12 protein-coding genes are annotated in these 15,259 nt (G+C 71.0%); 5 read left to right on the plus strand and 7 right to left on the minus strand.

The window, feature by feature from the left end; all coding sequences use genetic code 11:
* Nucleotides 1-39: 39 nt before the first annotated feature.
* Nucleotides 40-669 carry a class I SAM-dependent methyltransferase gene (locus AB0B91_RS43910; protein ID WP_358333702.1) on the minus strand — a complete coding sequence of 210 codons (630 nt, stop codon included), beginning with the start codon at nt 667-669 and terminating at the stop codon, nt 40-42.
* A gap of 431 nt (nt 670-1,100) precedes the next feature.
* Between AB0B91_RS43910 and AB0B91_RS43915 the strand changes: the two genes are divergently transcribed.
* Nucleotides 1,101-1,709: a TauD/TfdA family dioxygenase gene (locus AB0B91_RS43915; RefSeq protein WP_358333705.1), complete on the plus strand. Its 609-nt coding sequence runs from the start codon at nt 1,101-1,103 to the stop codon at nt 1,707-1,709.
* 2 nt (nt 1,710-1,711) lie between these two features.
* On the opposite strand, the gene AB0B91_RS43920 is transcribed toward AB0B91_RS43915, so the two are convergent.
* The 3 genes from AB0B91_RS43920 to AB0B91_RS43930 form a co-directional block, all read right to left on the minus strand.
* Complete coding sequence (locus AB0B91_RS43920) at nt 1,712-3,823, minus strand: transglycosylase domain-containing protein (RefSeq protein WP_358333708.1); 2,112 nt, start codon at nt 3,821-3,823, stop codon at nt 1,712-1,714.
* Nucleotides 3,824-3,916: 93 nt separating this feature from the next.
* On the minus strand, nt 3,917-5,128 hold the full coding sequence (locus tag AB0B91_RS43925; protein ID WP_358333711.1) for a cytochrome P450: 1,212 nt from the start codon (nt 5,126-5,128) through the stop codon (nt 3,917-3,919).
* 69 nt (nt 5,129-5,197) lie between these two features.
* Nucleotides 5,198-6,127, minus strand: coding sequence for a radical SAM protein (locus AB0B91_RS43930; RefSeq protein ID WP_358333714.1), 930 nt, complete (start codon nt 6,125-6,127; stop codon nt 5,198-5,200).
* A gap of 138 nt (nt 6,128-6,265) precedes the next feature.
* On the opposite strand from AB0B91_RS43930, the gene AB0B91_RS43935 reads away from it, so the two are divergent.
* Nucleotides 6,266-6,589, plus strand: coding sequence for a multidrug efflux SMR transporter (locus AB0B91_RS43935; protein ID WP_358334278.1), 324 nt, complete (start codon nt 6,266-6,268; stop codon nt 6,587-6,589).
* Here AB0B91_RS43935 and AB0B91_RS43940 read toward each other — a convergent pair.
* The 3 genes from AB0B91_RS43940 to AB0B91_RS43950 form a co-directional block, all read right to left on the minus strand.
* Nucleotides 6,567-7,295 carry an Atu4866 domain-containing protein gene (locus tag AB0B91_RS43940; RefSeq protein WP_358333717.1) on the minus strand — a complete coding sequence of 243 codons (729 nt, stop codon included), beginning with the start codon at nt 7,293-7,295 and terminating at the stop codon, nt 6,567-6,569. The two genes, AB0B91_RS43935 and AB0B91_RS43940, sit on opposite strands and share 23 nt — an antisense overlap.
* A 30-nt stretch (nt 7,296-7,325) precedes the next feature.
* A complete protein-coding gene (locus AB0B91_RS43945) occupies nt 7,326-8,717 on the minus strand; it encodes an amidohydrolase family protein (RefSeq protein WP_358333719.1) in 1,392 nt (463 codons plus the stop codon).
* Nucleotides 8,718-8,824: 107 nt separating this feature from the next.
* Entirely contained in the window at nt 8,825-9,667 is an 843-nt protein-coding gene (locus tag AB0B91_RS43950) for a helix-turn-helix transcriptional regulator (protein WP_358333722.1), read from the minus strand.
* A gap of 125 nt (nt 9,668-9,792) precedes the next feature.
* On the opposite strand from AB0B91_RS43950, the gene AB0B91_RS43955 reads away from it, so the two are divergent.
* The 3 genes from AB0B91_RS43955 to AB0B91_RS43965 all read left to right on the plus strand — a co-directional run bounded on the left by AB0B91_RS43955 (nt 9,793) and on the right by AB0B91_RS43965 (nt 14,915).
* Nucleotides 9,793-10,644 (plus strand): helix-turn-helix transcriptional regulator, encoded by an 852-nt coding sequence (locus AB0B91_RS43955; RefSeq protein ID WP_358333725.1) that lies wholly within the window; start codon nt 9,793-9,795, stop codon nt 10,642-10,644.
* A 186-nt stretch (nt 10,645-10,830) separates the two neighbouring features.
* Nucleotides 10,831-11,517, plus strand: coding sequence for an SDR family oxidoreductase (locus AB0B91_RS43960; RefSeq protein ID WP_358333728.1), 687 nt, complete (start codon nt 10,831-10,833; stop codon nt 11,515-11,517).
* 182 nt (nt 11,518-11,699) lie between these two features.
* On the plus strand, nt 11,700-14,915 hold the full coding sequence (locus tag AB0B91_RS43965; RefSeq protein ID WP_358333731.1) for a BTAD domain-containing putative transcriptional regulator: 3,216 nt from the start codon (nt 11,700-11,702) through the stop codon (nt 14,913-14,915).
* The last annotated feature ends 344 nt before the right edge of the window (nt 14,916-15,259 follow it).

Raw genomic sequence — 15,259 nt, forward strand, 5'->3', positions numbered from 1 at the left:
GCCCCCCGGCTCCGAAAACGCTCCGACTCTAGTGGGCGTTCAGCCTGGATGGCTCACCCGCCGTACCTTGACCACGTTGTCCGTCCGTACGATCTCCTGCCCGTCGGGGCCGCTCTGGCTGCGCTCGTGCTCCTCGCTGAGCAGCACCTCCCACTGTCCCTGTGGCAGCTCCAGAGCCTCCAGCACCTCATCAGGGGTGGGAAAGCGCAGGTCGTGAGGGTGGTCGTGCTCCCATGGCGGGAACCCCGCGTGGCCCACCACCAGCAGCACCCCGCCCGGCGCGACGGCCGCGGCGGCCGTCCTCAGGACCTTCTCGCGCGGCAGGTCCCCGTGAGAGTGCAGGAACTGCGCGGACACCAGCTCGAAGAGGCCGTCGGGGAACGAGGCCGCCAGGTCGTGCCGCTGCCAGTCGATCCGCTCGGCCACGCCCTCGCGCGCCGCGTGCCGGGCGGCCCGCTCCAGGGCGACGCCGGAGATGTCGACGGCGGTGACCCGCCACCCGCGCCGCGCCAGCCAGACGGCGTCGGCCCCTTCCCCGCATCCCAGATCCAGCGCCCTGCCCGGCTCCAGGTCGGCGGCCTCACGTACGAGGATGACGTTGGGGTTCCCGCTCCAGATCTGGTCGCCTTCACGGTAGCGAGCGTCCCAGAGCTCTGTGTCATCGGCCATCTGCGCATCCCTCCTCATGTTTACCGGGAATGCTCCACCCGTGCTCCCCGGTGAGGCAAATCCCTTTGCCGAACCCGCAAAGGAGCGCGTTTGCGCTGTGCGCGATGAAGGGGTGTCACACCCGAGCGAGCCAGGCATGGTGGGTGGGAGCCGGGAAAGGGTGGTGACGTCATGGTGGTCGCGCACGTTTCGGGGCCGGGGCAGTGGCTGGGAGCCGAGATGCGCGACAGTGACGCCTGGAAGGTCCCGCTCACCGCCGAACACCGGCGAGAAGTGCTCGACGCCGTACAAGCGTCGGACGCGATCGCCCCCGGCGCCTTCCCGCTGCCCACGCTCGGGCCCGTCCTGCGGCGCGTGCGTGACGAGCTCGCCGACGGCCGCGGGTTCGTCCTGGTCCAAGGGGTGCCCGTCGAGCAGCTGAGCGAGCGGCAGTGCGAGATCGCCGCCCTCGGCCTCGGGTCCCACGTCGGCGAGATCGCCACGCAAGGACCCGGATCGGCGCCGCTGACGCACGTACGAGACACCGGCGCCAGCGACCCCCCGACGTCGTCGCCCTGTTGTGCCTGCGCCCGGCGATGTCGGGCGGGCTCAGCGCCGTCGTCAGCTCCGTGGCGGTGCACAACGAGGTCGTGCGCACCCGCCCGGACCTGGCCGAGGTGCTCTACCAGCCGTGGTGGCACGACCGGCGCACCGGTGAGGGCCCCGACAGCTTCTTCACCAAGCCGCTGTGCGCGCGACGTGGCGACGGCGGGGTGTCGATCTCCTACGGGCCCGACTACATCCGCTCGGCCCAGCGCGGCGCTCACGTGCCGCCGTTGACCCCGGCGCAGCGGGAGGCGATGGACCTGCTCGACCGGCTGACCGGCGACCCGCGTTTCGCGCTCACCATGGACCTGTGCCAGGGCGACCTGCAGTTCCTCAACAACCACGTCGTCCTGCACGGCCGTACCGCCTATGCCGACCACCCGGAGCCGGAGCGCCGCCGCCATCTGCTGCGCCTGTGGTTGACGGGAGTGCTGACGCCTCCGGAAAGGCGCTGAGTTCACCGATCGGGCACAGGGTCGCCGGCCGGGGCGCAGTCCTGTGCGCAGCCGCCGAAGCGGGCCGGGTCCACCGGCGTGAACCGGGCCGGCGCCACACCCCGCAGCGCGGACATCATCGTGTCCTTCCAGATCGGGCCGGGCAGCGAGGCACCCTGAACCGCGCCGTAATAACGGCCGCCGATGGTGATGCCGGTGAGCTTGTGCCGCTGCGAGCCGCGCGGGTCGCCCACGCTGACCGCCCCGGCCAGGTCGGGGGTGAATCCGGCGAACCAGGCGCTGGCGTACCCGTCGGTGGTCCCGGTCTTACCGGCCGCCGGCCGGCTGATGCCGCCGACGCCGCGCATCGTGCCGCGGGTGAACACCCCGGACAGGATGTGGGCGGTCGCGTCGGCGATCCGCGGGTCCAGCACCCGCTCGCACCGCGGCCGGTAGGTGGCGCTCCTGCCGTCCGGGCCGGTGACGGCGGTGATGGCCATGGGCGGGCAGTAGGTTCCCCGCGCGGCGATGGCGGCGTAGGCGCCGGCCACGGTCACCGGGTCGCTCTCGTTGACGCCGAGGGTGAACGTCTCGACCTCGCGCAGCCTGGCGCCATCGGCCCGCTTGATCCCCAGCGACTGGGCGGTCTGGACGGTCGCGCACAGGCCGACGCGCTCCTGCAGGGCCATGAAGAAGGTGTTGACCGAGCCCCAGGTGCCGCTGGCGAGCGTCTTGAAGCCGGGCGAGCCCTCGTCGTTGGTGACCGTCCACGACGGGTCGCCGACGTTCTGCCCGGCGCAGTTGGTGAAAGCGGCATAGCCGGGCGCGGTGTAGCCGGCGCCGGCGGTGATGCCGTCATCGATCTTCATGCCCTGCTTGAGCGCGGTGATCAGGGTGAACGTCTTGAACGTCGAGCCCGGCTGGAAACCGATCAGCCCGCCGTGCTCCTTGTCGGCCACCGCGTTGTAGGAGATCTCGTTCCTGCGGGCCGAGCCGCCGAACGGGCGGCTGGCCGCCATCGCCTTGATCTGGCCCGTGCCCGGCTCCACCAGCGCCTCGGCGGCCAGCGCGCGATCGGCGGCGAAGACGCGCTTGCCGATCGCCGCCTCGGCCGCCTGCTGCGCCTTGGGGTCCAGCGTCGTGCGCACCCTGAGCCCGCCCTGGCTGAAGGCCTGCTCGCGCAGCCGCCGCGTCCTGCCGAAGGCGGGGTCGGACAGCAGCTCGTGGCGGACGTACTCGCAGAAGTACGGATAGCGGCTCTCCTGGCAGCCGTTGGACTGCTTGACGCCCTTGTAGCCGAGCTTGCCGGCCTTGGCGGCCTCGGCCTGCGCGCGGGTGATCCGGCCCAGCTGCGCCATCCGGTCCAGCACCACATTGCGCCGCCGCAGCAACAGCTCGCGCGCTTTGGCCCCGCGGTCGGGCGCGGTCGCGTTGGGGTCCTGCACGGCACCGGCCAGGGTGGCGGCCTGCGCCAGGTTCAGGCGGGCCGCCGATACGCCGAAGAAGCGCCGGGCCGCCGCCTCCACGCCGTTGGCCCCGGCACCGAAGTAGGCGATGTTCAGGTACTTCTCCAGGATCTCGTCCTTGGTGTACTTCCGCTCGACGGCCATGGCGTGGCGCAGCTCCTTCAGCTTGCGCGCGTAGCTGGCGTCCAGGGCCGCGTTCTTGCCCTTGTCGGTGTCCGCGGCGTTCAGCAGGACCTGCTTGACGTACTGCTGCGTGATCGACGAGCCGCCCTGGCTGATGCCACCCGAGGTCAGGTTCTTGACCAGGGCGCGGGCCGTGCCCTCGACATCGATGGCGCCGTGCTGGTAGAAGCGGTCGTCCTCGATCGCCACGATGGCCGTCCTCATCACCGCCGCGATGCGCTCCAGCGGCACGACCTTGCGGTCTTGAGCATAGAACTGGGCGATCTGGTTGCCTTCGGCGTCGTACACGATGGTCTTCTGCGCCAGCGGCGGCTCGGTGAGCTCCAGCGGCCGCAGGTTCAGCGCCTCGGCCGAGGCGACGAGCGCCGCGCCCGACCCGCCCACGGCGGGCAGCACGAGCGCCGCCGCCACCACCCCGGCGGCGGTGGCGGCCACGGACAACCGGGCCATGCTGGAGATGCGAGTACGAGGCGGCGAGCTGGACATGGCGGCCATGACAGCACAGCCGCCCTCATGACGTCCAAGACCGATATGAATCGCCCACTCATATCGGTCCCGATATCAGACCAGGTCAGCGCCTTACCAGGTGACCCACACGTCCTGCAGCCCCCCGGACAGCAGCCCCGTGCGCAGCCGCAGATCACCCGGAGCGTCCCGCAGCCCCAGCCCCGGCAGCCGCCGCACCAGTGTGCCCAGCACGACCTGAAGCTCCATCCGCGCCAGCGGCTGGCCCAGGCAGAAGTGCGGACCCGCGCCGAAGGCCAGGTGCTGGCCGGCGTTGTCGCGGCGCGCGTCGAACCGGTCGGGATCGGGGAACTTGCGCGGGTCCCGGTTGGCCGCCGGCCGGCACGGGATCAGCGTCGTGCCCGCGCTGACCGCCACCCCGTCGAAGTCGACCTCCTCGGTGGCCACCCGGGGCATCCCGATCACGCTGAGGGTGCTGTCCAGGCGCAGGACCTCCTCCACGGTGCCCGCGATCAGGTCAGGATCCTCGACCACGGCCGCATACCGCTCGGGCTCCGCCAGCAGCATCGCCACCATGATCGCGATCATGTTCGAGGTGGTCTCGTGCCCGGCGAGCAGCAGCGCCTGCACGGTCGCGATCAGCTCCTCGTGGCTGAGCCGGCCGTCCTGGCTGTCGGAGATCTGCGTCAGCTCGCTGAGCATGTCGTCGCCCGGCGCCGCCCGCTTCTCCTCCACCAGCTTCGACACATACGCCCCGAACTCCGCATACGCCCGCTCCACCTCGGCCTGCTCATAGCGGGTCAAGGTCAGCATCACCTGAGACCAGTAGGCGAACTTGTCCTGATCCTCACTCGGCGCCCCCACCAGAGCGCAGATGACCCGCACAGGCAGCGGCAGACCCAGCTCACGCGACAGGTTGGCCGGGGAGGAGCCGGCCAGCATGCCGTCCACCAGCTCATCGGCCATCCGCTGCACCCGGGGCCGCCACGCCTCGATCTTGCGGATGGTGAACGAAGGGCTGAGCAGCCGCCGCCACCGCCGATGCCCCTCACCCGCGATCGAGGTCCCGCTGGCCATGCGGCGGGCGAAGATCCCGCCGTCGGCCGTGGTGGACACCCGCGCGGCACCTTCCCCACCGCGGCTGAAGCGCGGATCGGTCAGCAACAGCCGCACATCGTCGTAGCGGGTCATCAGACCGGCCGTGTCACCGCTGGGCAGCTGTACGTGCGCCACGGGACACCGCGCTTGCAACTGCGCCCACTCCTCGGGCGGCTGCAGAGCCTCGGCCCGGTCGAAGGGGTAACGGGAGACGGATTCGGCGGTCATGACGGCGCCCTCCTGCTTGGCTGACGGGACACCCAAGATTCTAAGGCAACGGCCTTAAACCTCGGGCGGTCAGACCAGCGCCAGTTGCGGGAACCTCGGCTCATGCTCCGGCGGCTCCGACGGCCCCGCCCGCATGCCGTACACCCGGCACAACTGCCCGATCTGCCCCGTGATCCGCTCCTCATAACCGGCCGCGGGCAGCCCCGCCCGGTCATACAGCTCCTCATAGCGCTCCACCAGATGCGGATGCGCCTCACCCAGCCACGCCAGATACCACTGACGCGTCCCCGGCGGCAGCCGCAACACCACCGGCTCCACCGCACCGGCCCCCGCGGCCGCGATCCGGCGTACCGTCGCCGACAGCTGATCGGCCCCGTCACTGAGCAACGGCAGCACCGGAGCCATCAGCACCCGGCACGACACCCCCGCCTCCACCAGCGCCGACACCAGCTCCAGCCGCGCCTGCGCGCCCACCGCACCCGGCTCGACCGCCCGCCGGATCCGCTCGTCGACGAACGCGATCGAGATCGCCACCTGCGCCCCCGCCCGCGCCAGCAACGCGGCATCACGCAGCACCAGCGGGCTCTTGGTGTAGACGGTGAACGGCACAGCCGCCTCACCGAGCGCCTCCACAATGCCCGGCATCAACCGGTACGTCGCCTCCGCCTGCTGGTAACAGTCACCACCGACCCCGACCGCCAGCGCCTCACCACCCCAGCGGCCCAGCTCGGCCCGCAACCGCGGCACCGCGTTGGCCTTCACCACGATCCGCGTGTCGAAGTCGAGCCCCGCGTCCAGCCCCAGCCGGCGATGACCCGCGCGGGCGCCGCAGCCACGGCAGGCATGGGCGCAGCCACGGTAGGGGGAGACGGCCCACCGCTGGGCGATGCCCGCGGTCTGCGGCACCCGCTCGATCATCGTGCGGGCCTGCGTCTCGTAGAAGCCGTCACGCAGCACCGCCCGCCGCTCGATCACCGGGCGGTCGTCTGCGGCGTCCACCAACGAAAGCGCGTCCCAACCCACACCCCACAGTGGAACACGTATTCGACTCCCTTTTCAAGCGCTTCCCCACACCGGGGGAGCAGCCCCCTGCCTAAGGTGGGCAGACGTACCACCACATCGGGGGAGGGCTTCACCATGGCCTGGCTGCTGCTCGCGTTCGCCATCGCGGCCGAGGTCATCGCGACCACCGCGCTCAAACTCAGCGACGGCCTGACCCGCCTCGGCTGGGGCGCCGTCGTGGCCGTCGGCTACCTCATCTCCTTCGTCCTGCTGGCCCGCGCCCTGAAGTCGCAGCTCGAAGTCGGCACCGCCTACGCCGTCTGGTCCGGCGCCGGCACCGCGGCCATCGCCCTCATCGGCGCCGTCTTCCTGGGCGAGAGCCTCACCCCCCTCAAGATCGGCGGCATCCTGCTCATCATCGGCGGCGTCATCGTCCTCAACCTCGCCGGCGCCCACTGACCGCCGCCCCCGATGCCTGAACCCGGGTGAACCGGTAGCCGGCGTGGTGCAGTTCGCCGTCCCGGAATTCTCCATAGGCCCAGAAACCCAGGTCGTCGAGATAGTCGATGCGGGCTCCGTTGATCCAGTACCGTCCCCGGTAGGCGCTGGGACGGTCGCCGCGTGCCTCGTCGTAGCGGCCGTCGGGCAGGAGCCGCTGGCGGACGAAGTCGTGGTCATCCACCCACAGGCCGAGGTAGGAGTGCTCGGCACCGGCCTCAGGCGACGCGGTCCCGCAGACGGGCGGGGGGTCACCGGCCGGGCGTCCGCCCCATACCGTCACGCGGCCCTCGCGCAGGAGAACGTCCAGATGGCCGTCGCGGGCGATGGCCGGGCCGTCCGGGGCGCCCTCGGGGTCGGCGATCCTGATCACCGCGATGTCGGCGCGGTCGCCGGGGGTCAGCGTGCCGGTGGTGTCCGTGCCGGTGAAGTCGGCGCGGGAGGGCAGCACGAGACAGCCGGCACAGTCGATGATGATCATCCCGTCGTCCTCGGCGGCGGTGAGCAGGCCGGGACCGACACCGACGATCGTGGGACCGCCGATCAGGATGTCGGCTCGTTCCCAGTCACCCAGCATCGGGTTCATGCTGATGACGGTGCCGCCGGTCAGCAGCAGGGGGCGGGCGTTGTCGTTGTCGATGACGTCGAGCTGTTGCGGAGTACGCATGTCGGGACCCTTTCCTTCAGTGACAGGCGTTCAGCGGCCGGCGGCGCGCAGGACGCGGTCGCGGGACTCGCGCACGTCCTGGCCCAGCTCGGCCAGATCGACGCCGAGGACGGTGCCGGCCCACTTGCGCACGCGGCCCGCGATGAAGACGGCCTGGATGTTGCGCGGGTCCGAGCCGAGAACGAGGGTGCCGATCGGGTCGTTGAGCGGCATGTTGTTGAGGTCCTCGGCTCCGACGACGAGGAGATCGGCCTGCTTGCCGGGGGTGAGCGAGCCGGTGACGTCGCCGAGGCCGACGGTTCTGGCACCCTGCAGGGTCGCGAAGTCCAGGACGTCGGCCACGCCGATCCGAGCTCCGGTGGAGCCGGTGCCGTAGGCGGCGTTGACGGCGCGCATCCGCTGGATCGCGTGCAGGGCGCGCATCTGCGTGAACATGTCGCTGGCCAGCGCCACTTCGACGTCGATACTCAGGCCGGGGCGGATACCGGCCGCCAGCGCCTCGTCGATGGCCGGGACCGCGCTCTCCAGGCCGATCTGCGCCTCGGAGGTGGGGGCGAGCGACACCGTGGTGCCCGAGTCGCCCATGGCCCGCCAGGCCTCAGCGGTCAAGCCGGTGCTGTGGATGAGCGTCACGTCCGGGCCGAGCAGCCCCTCGGCCGACCAGCGCACAATGGCCTGGGAGGAGGCGAGGCCGAAGACGGCGTCGACGCTGACGCCGATGCCGAGTTCGCGGGCCAGGCGGGCCAGCTCGGGCCCGTAGGCGAGGTCGGGGCCGGCGATCTCGTCGGTGGCCAGCGTGGCCAGGCGCAGCGTGAGCAACGGGTCGCCGGAGGCGAAGTACTTGTCCTGCAGCCGGGTCAGGTCGGCCGGCCACTGGCCGTCCCAGTCTCCGAAGTGCGGCCGCATGGAGGCGTGCACGCCTCGGATGCCGGTGTCGATCAGGGCCTCGATGGCGCTGTCGGAGTGGGCGGCGGTGCGGGAGTTGTGGGAGAAGTCGAGCATCGTGGTGATGCCGCTGTCGATGGCGGTCAGGGCGGCGAGCTTCGTCCCGATGTACATGTCCTGCGGCTGGTAGGCGGGAGCGATGCCGGACAGGGTGGACATGACGTACTCGCCCAGGTCGTTCACGTCGGGCATGATCCGGCGCAGCTGCGCCTCCCAGGCATGGCGGTGGGTGTCGACGAAGCCGGGCGCCAGGATGGAGCCGGTGGCGTCGATGACGACCGCGCCCGCGGCAGCGCCGGTGGTGCGCAGGTCAGGGGCGATGGCGGCGATGGCGCTGCCCTGGATGAGCAGATCACCCTTGGGCACGACGCCGAGATCGTGATCCATGGTGACGATGGTGGCGCCGGTCAGCAGAACGCGCCGGTCGGGATCGGCGTCCTGGCGGCGCAGCTGGTCGAGGGTCGTGTCGGCGTTCATGGGGCCTTCTCTCGGTGAGTGGCGGCGGGGTCGCGCCGCTGACAGATCCGAGTCTGTCCACCTCGCCCAGGGCGAAGAAGGCCGCTGATTTCCTGGGAGTGCCGTACCTAGGATGACTCGCCGAGATCCGGCGCGGCCAGGCTCGCCAGCAGGGCCAGCGCGTCCGCGGAGCGCGAGCCGGGCTTGGCCTGGTAGGTGACCAGGCGCTGGCCGGGCGCGCCGGCGATCAGGAAGACTTCCCTGCTCAGGTGCAACTCGTGGACTTCTGGGTGGGAGAGCCGGATCGTGCGGCGCACGGCTTGTCCAGGCCTTCGCTCCGCCCACAAGCGCCGGAACGGGGGGCTCTTGATGGACAGCTCGCCCACCAACTCGGCCAAGCCCCGTTCGTCGGGCGCCTTGAGCGCGATCTCGCGCAGGTCGGCCACGGCCGCGCGGGCCGTCTCGCTCCAGTCACGGAAGAACTCCCGCCCCGCGGGATCGAGGAAGATCATGCGCAGCATGTTGTCGTCATGGGCGAAGCGGCTGTGCAGCGCGCCGGCGAGGGGGTTGCGCGCCAGCACGTCCTGCGACCAGCCCAGAACGTAGGCGGGGACGTCCCTCCAGCCGTGCATGAGCCGCAGCACCTCTGGCGCCACCCGCTCCACGCGCGCCGGGCCCTGGCGGCCAACGACCGGACGGGCCAGCCGGTACAGCTCGGCCGCGGCCCGCTCGTCCAGCCGCAGAGCCCGCACCAGGGTGGCAACCGTCTGCCGTGAGGGTCGCCGCCTGCCCTGCTCCAGGCGCGCGTAGTAGCCGGTGCTCAGCCCGGCCAGCCGGGCGACCTCATCACGGCGCAGCCCGGGCACCTGGCGGCGCCCGGCTGTCTGCGGCCCTGCCTGGTCAGGGTGTGTCAACGCGCGGTGGCGGCGGAGGAACCGCCCCAGGGCGTTGCTCGTGTCGGCACCGTCCATGGCACCGAGGCTAGGCGAGAGCGGCGGCAAAGGGATCACCACCGCCAGGGCGAACTTTTCCTAGGAAACCACCTCCAACCCATCGCATCGTGGCCCATCGGGCATTTGACATCTAGCCTGGCTCAATGCACTCAAGCACGCCGTTGGGAGAGTTCCTCCGAGCCCGTCGCGAGGCTCTCACACCGCAGGACGTCGGCCTGCCGGAGTACGGGCGACGCCGCGTCAAGGGCCTGCGCCGCGAGGAAGTGGCGATGCTGGCGGGCATGAGCAGCGACTACTACGTGCGACTCGAGCAGGGCCGGGAGTCGAGCCCTTCGCCGCAGGTGGTCGAGGCGGTGGCACGCGCCCTGAGCCTGGACGAGGAGGCCACCGAGCACCTGCACCGCCTGATCCGGCCCTCCGCCCGGCGCCGAGCCGCCGCCGACGACCAGGTCAGCCCGCACCTGCTGCAGCTGATGGACAGCTGGCCCACCTCCCCGGCGTTCGTGCTCGGCCCCGCACTGGACATCCTGGCCGCCAACACGATGGCCACCGCCCTGCACGAAGGATTCACCGCCACCGACAACCTGGCCCGCATGGTGTTCACCGACCCCGCAGGGCGGGAGTTCTACCGGGACTGGGAGCGGGCCGCGCACTCCTGCGTGGCCGAGCTGCGGGCCTCCTACGGCCACGACCCGCACTCCGCGCGCGTCAACCAGCTCGTCGACGAGCTCTGCTCGGCCAGCCCGACGTTCGCCGAGCTGTGGGCCCGCCACGAGGTGAAGTCGAAGTCGCAAGAGGGCAAGCACCTGCGCCACCCACGCGTGGGCGACCTGCACATCCAGTTCTCCGCCTTCACCGTCAACGGCGCCCCGCACCAGCAACTCGTCGTCTACCAGGCCCAGCCCGCCTCGGCGACCGCGGCCGCGTTCGAGCAGTTGCGCTCCTCAGCCGCGCGGGCGACGGCAAGGACGCCGCACAACAGCGACGCTGTCTGACCGCCGCCACCGCACCGCATCACAGGCGTGGCCCACACACGCCCAGCTCGTACCGCCTCTTTCCCGAGCCCGGCCTTCCCTCCTAGGTGTGTGCCTCCCAGGAAAGCCCCGGCCTTCATCCCTGCCCGCGAGCTGCACAGACTCGAATCTGTCAGCAACAGGCACACAAAGGAAAGAGACGACATCATGACTACCTGGTTCATCACCGGCGCTTCCCGCGGGCTCGGCGCCGAGATCGCCCGAGCCGCGCTCAAAGGCGGAGACAACGTGGTCGTCGCCGTCCGCAACCCCGACCGGCTGCCCGATGACCTGCAGAGCTCCGGCCAGGTCCTCGCCGTCGCCCTGGACGTCACCGACAGCGGCGCCATCCCCGCCGCCGTCCAGACCGCGACAGAGCGCTTCGGCGGCATCGACGTCCTGGTCAACAACGCCGGCCGCGGCCTGCTGGGCGCCCTGGAAGAGATCGGCGACGACGAGGCCCGCTCCCTGTTCGACCTCAACGTGTTCGGCCTGATCAACATGACCAGAGCCGTGCTGCCCGGCATGCGCCGCCAGGGCTCAGGAAAGATCGTCAACATCGGTTCGCGCTCCGGATTCGAAGGCGAGCCGGGAGTCAGCCTGTACAGCGCCTCCAAGTTCGCCGTCGCCGGGATCAGCGAAGCCCTCGCCGCGGAGATGTCGCCGTTCGGCATCCAGTCCATGGTCGTCGAGCCGGGCGTACTGCGCACCGACTTCCTGGACGCCAGCTCGGGATCCTGCGCGGCGAGCGCGCCTGGTTCGACGCCGGCAAACGAGGAGCGGGCGAGTTCCACCATCGTGGCAACGGCACCTTCTCCGCCAACGCCGACACCATCGACCTGCGCGACCGCATGACCACATGGCAATACCTCACCCGCGACGCGTAGCCGCCACCGCATCATGGCAAGCCCCTTTCCGATTCCGGACACCCCTCCACCGGGTTCTCCACCCCGGATTCCGGCGCCAGGAAGGCGATCACGCTCACACTCCTTGATCACCTGTCCTGGCCAAGCCCACGGCCCGGCACAATCGGTTGCGTGTGGATCGCGATGCTGGGACCGCTGGAAGTCCGGGCCGACGACGGCAACCCCGTGGAGGTGGCCGGCGCCCGCCTGCGGACCCTCCTGATCGTCCTGGCGCTCCAGGCGGACCGCGTCGTCCCCATGACCCGCCTGATCGACGGCATCTGGGGCCACCACCCACCGGCAGGAGCCGTCAACGCCGTACAGGCACTCGTCTCACGCCTGCGCCGCGCACTACCGCAGGCCCGCATCGAACCCCATCCGGCCGGCTACCGGCTGGCACTCACCCCCGACGCGGTGGACGTGACCCGCTTCGAACGCCTCGCCGCCGCCGGGCACTCCGCCCTGGCCCACGACCCCGCCACAGCCGCCCGCACCCTGCGCGAAGCCCTCAACCTGTGGCGCGGCCCAGCCCTGCTGGACGTGGCCGACACCGATTTCTTCCAAGCATCACGCACCCACCTGTCACACCTGCGGCTGAGCGCCACGGAAGACCGCATCGAGGCCGATCTCCACCTAGGCCGCGCCGGCGAACTGACCACCGAACTGACCGCACTGATCGCCGAACACCCCCTGCGCGAACGACTGGCAGCCGCCCTGATGCGGGCACTGTGCGCGACCGGACGCCCCACCGAGGCACTGACAGCCTACGAACGCACACGACACGCACTCGCCGAGACTCTCGGCGCCGACCCCTCACCACAGCTGTCCGCCCTGCACACCGCGATCCTGCGCGGACAGATGAACCCCACCCCACCGCAAAGACACGACACCGCCACAGCACCACCCACGAACCTGCGCGCCCCACTGACCAGCTTCGTCGGCCGCGACCACGAACTCACCCAGATCAGCCAGCTGATCGGCCGGCACCGGCTCACCACCCTCATCGGCCCCGGCGGATCGGGAAAGACCCGGCTGGCCACCGAGACCGCCCGCACCCTGCTCCACCAGCTGACCGGCGGCGTCTGGCTGGCCGACCTCGCCCCGATCAGCGACGACACCGACCTGCCGCAGACGATACTGACCGCGCTGGGCATCCGCGGCCACACCTCGGCGGGCGAGCCGATCGACCGGCTCACGGCCGCACTACGCACCCGCGACGCACTCCTCGTACTCGACAACTGCGAACACCTCATCGGCCCGGCCGCCACCCTGGCCGACCAGCTCCTCGGCACCTGCCCCCACCTGCGCATCCTGGCCACCAGCCGAGAACCACTCGCCATCACCGGCGAGGCCCTGTGGCCCGTCGAACCCCTCACCCTGCCACCCGAGGACGCCGACCTCACCACAGCCATGTCCAGCGCCGCCGTCCAACTCCTCACCGACCGAGCCGGCACCGCCCGCCCCGGCTTCACCGTCACCGAACACACCACCTCAGACGTCGTACGCATCTGCCGCGCACTGGACGGCATACCCCTGGCCATCGAACTGGCCGCCGCCCGGCTACGCACCATGACCCCCCAGCACCTGGCCGGCCAGCTCCACGACCGCTTCCACCTCCTGACCGGCGGCAGCCGCACCGCACCACCCCGGCACCAGACCCTGCGAGCCGTGATCGACTGGAGCTGGAACCTGCTGTCCGAACACGAACGCGCACTCCTGCGCCGCCTCACGACATTCTCCGGCGGCGCCACGCTCGAGGCGGCCGAGCACGTATGCGCGGACAACCCCGCCACAGCACAACCGCCCGAATCCACCATCCCAGCCGACCACGTACTCGACCTACTCACCGCACTGACCGACAAATCCCTCCTGCTGCCTCCCGACGACACCACACCGCACTACCGGATGCTGGAGACCATCAAGGCCTACAGCCAGGAACGCCTCGACGAGGCCGGCGAACGCGACCGCATCCGCCACGCCCACGCCACCTACTTCGCCGAACTCGCCGAAACCGCCGACCCGCACCTGCGCCGCGCCGGACAACTACGCTGGCTCCACCGGCTCGCCACCGACCACGACAACCTCAACGCCGCCACCCGCGCCGCCATCGCCGCCGGCGACGCACAGACCGCCCTGCGACTGGTCGCCGCGACCGGCTGGTACTGGTGGCTGCACTGGGCCCTCAGCGGCCACAAGGCCGAAGGCGCCCACCTGGCCGCCCAAGCACTCGCCCTGCCGGGCCCGGTCGACGACAACGTACGAGCGACCGCCTGCGCGATCGCCGCCCAGTTCGAATTCAACGGCCTCGGCGACGAACACCAAGCCAAAGACTGGATCACCACCGCACAACAACTCACCGCGAACATCAAGCACCCCCACCCCGTCGTACGACTCATCGGCCCCCTCGAACGGATGCTGGCCGACGCCCGCGCCTCCACCGACCCGCCGGCCGAGATGAAAGAGCTGTTCACCGACGAAGACCCCTGGGTACGGGCGATGGCCCGGCTCAACCGCGCCCTCACCCTCATCAACGTCGGCCGCCCGCACCCCGAGGCGCACAGCGACCTCCAGACCGCCCTGACCGAGTTCCGCGCCCTCGGCGAGCGATGGGGCATCACCTCCTCCCTCACCGCACTGGCCGGCCTGGCCGCCTGGCGCGGCGACCTGACCACCGCGATCACCTGCTACGAACAGGCCATCGCCGTCATCACCGAAGCCGTCGACAGCCAAGACGCATGGCTGATGCGCCTCAAACTGGCCCAGCTGCGCTGGCTCCACGGCGACACCGAAGGCAGCGCCGCCGCCATCGCCGACGTCGAACGCGACACCGAGCAGATCGCCCTGCCCGACACACTGGTCGCCATCGCCTACCTCAAAGCCGACCTCGCCCGCTGGAACGGCGACCCCACCACAGCCCGCACCCACCTGACCCACGCCGAGACACTGGCCCAGCACATCACCGTCAACTGGCCATTCCGCGCCATGGTCCTGGACTCCCACGGATACCTCGACGTACTGGAAGGCGACCTGAACGCCGCCCGCACCCACCACGCCGACGCCCTGACCTGGGCCCTGCGCTCCATGAACGCCTCCACGATCAGCCAGACACTGGTCGGCATCGCCAACCTCGCCCTGCACCAAGGCCACCCGCGGCAAGCCACCCGCCTGCTGGCGGCCGGCGACGCGGTACGCGGCACACCCGACCTGTCCCACCCCGACGCCCGCCGCGTCCAAGCGGCCACCAGAGCCGCCCTCAGCGACCACGAACACGCCGAGGCGACCCAGCGCGGCCAGGACGCCACCATCGCCACGGTCAGCGAAATCGCCGTCCTCACCCTCGCCCCCTGAACCCCGGCCGGCCAGGCTAAGCCGATCGGCGGGCTCAGCCGGCCCGGCCAGCCCGCCGCTCAGCAGCTCAGCCAACCGGGACGCCGTCACTGTTTCGGTCCGGCCAGCCCGCCAGCCAGCCCGTCGGTCCGCCGCGAGTACGCAGCGCGACCGCGAGCCAGCCGATCAGGCCTCGGCTCACCCGCCGAATCAGCTCACCCACCGAGCCGGGGCCTTTTCCCGAACGTGTCCCCAGGCGCCCAGTAACGCAGCGTGATCTCCGAGACGCTGCGCTTCGTCACCCCCGGCAAGACGCCGGGTCGCGTCCTTCCTGCCAGCCAGCCAGCGCCTCAGGCGAGGCGAGC

The sequence above is a fragment of the Nonomuraea sp. NPDC049141 genome (genome assembly GCF_040648415.1).
GTDB lineage: Bacteria > Actinomycetota > Actinomycetes > Streptosporangiales > Streptosporangiaceae > Nonomuraea.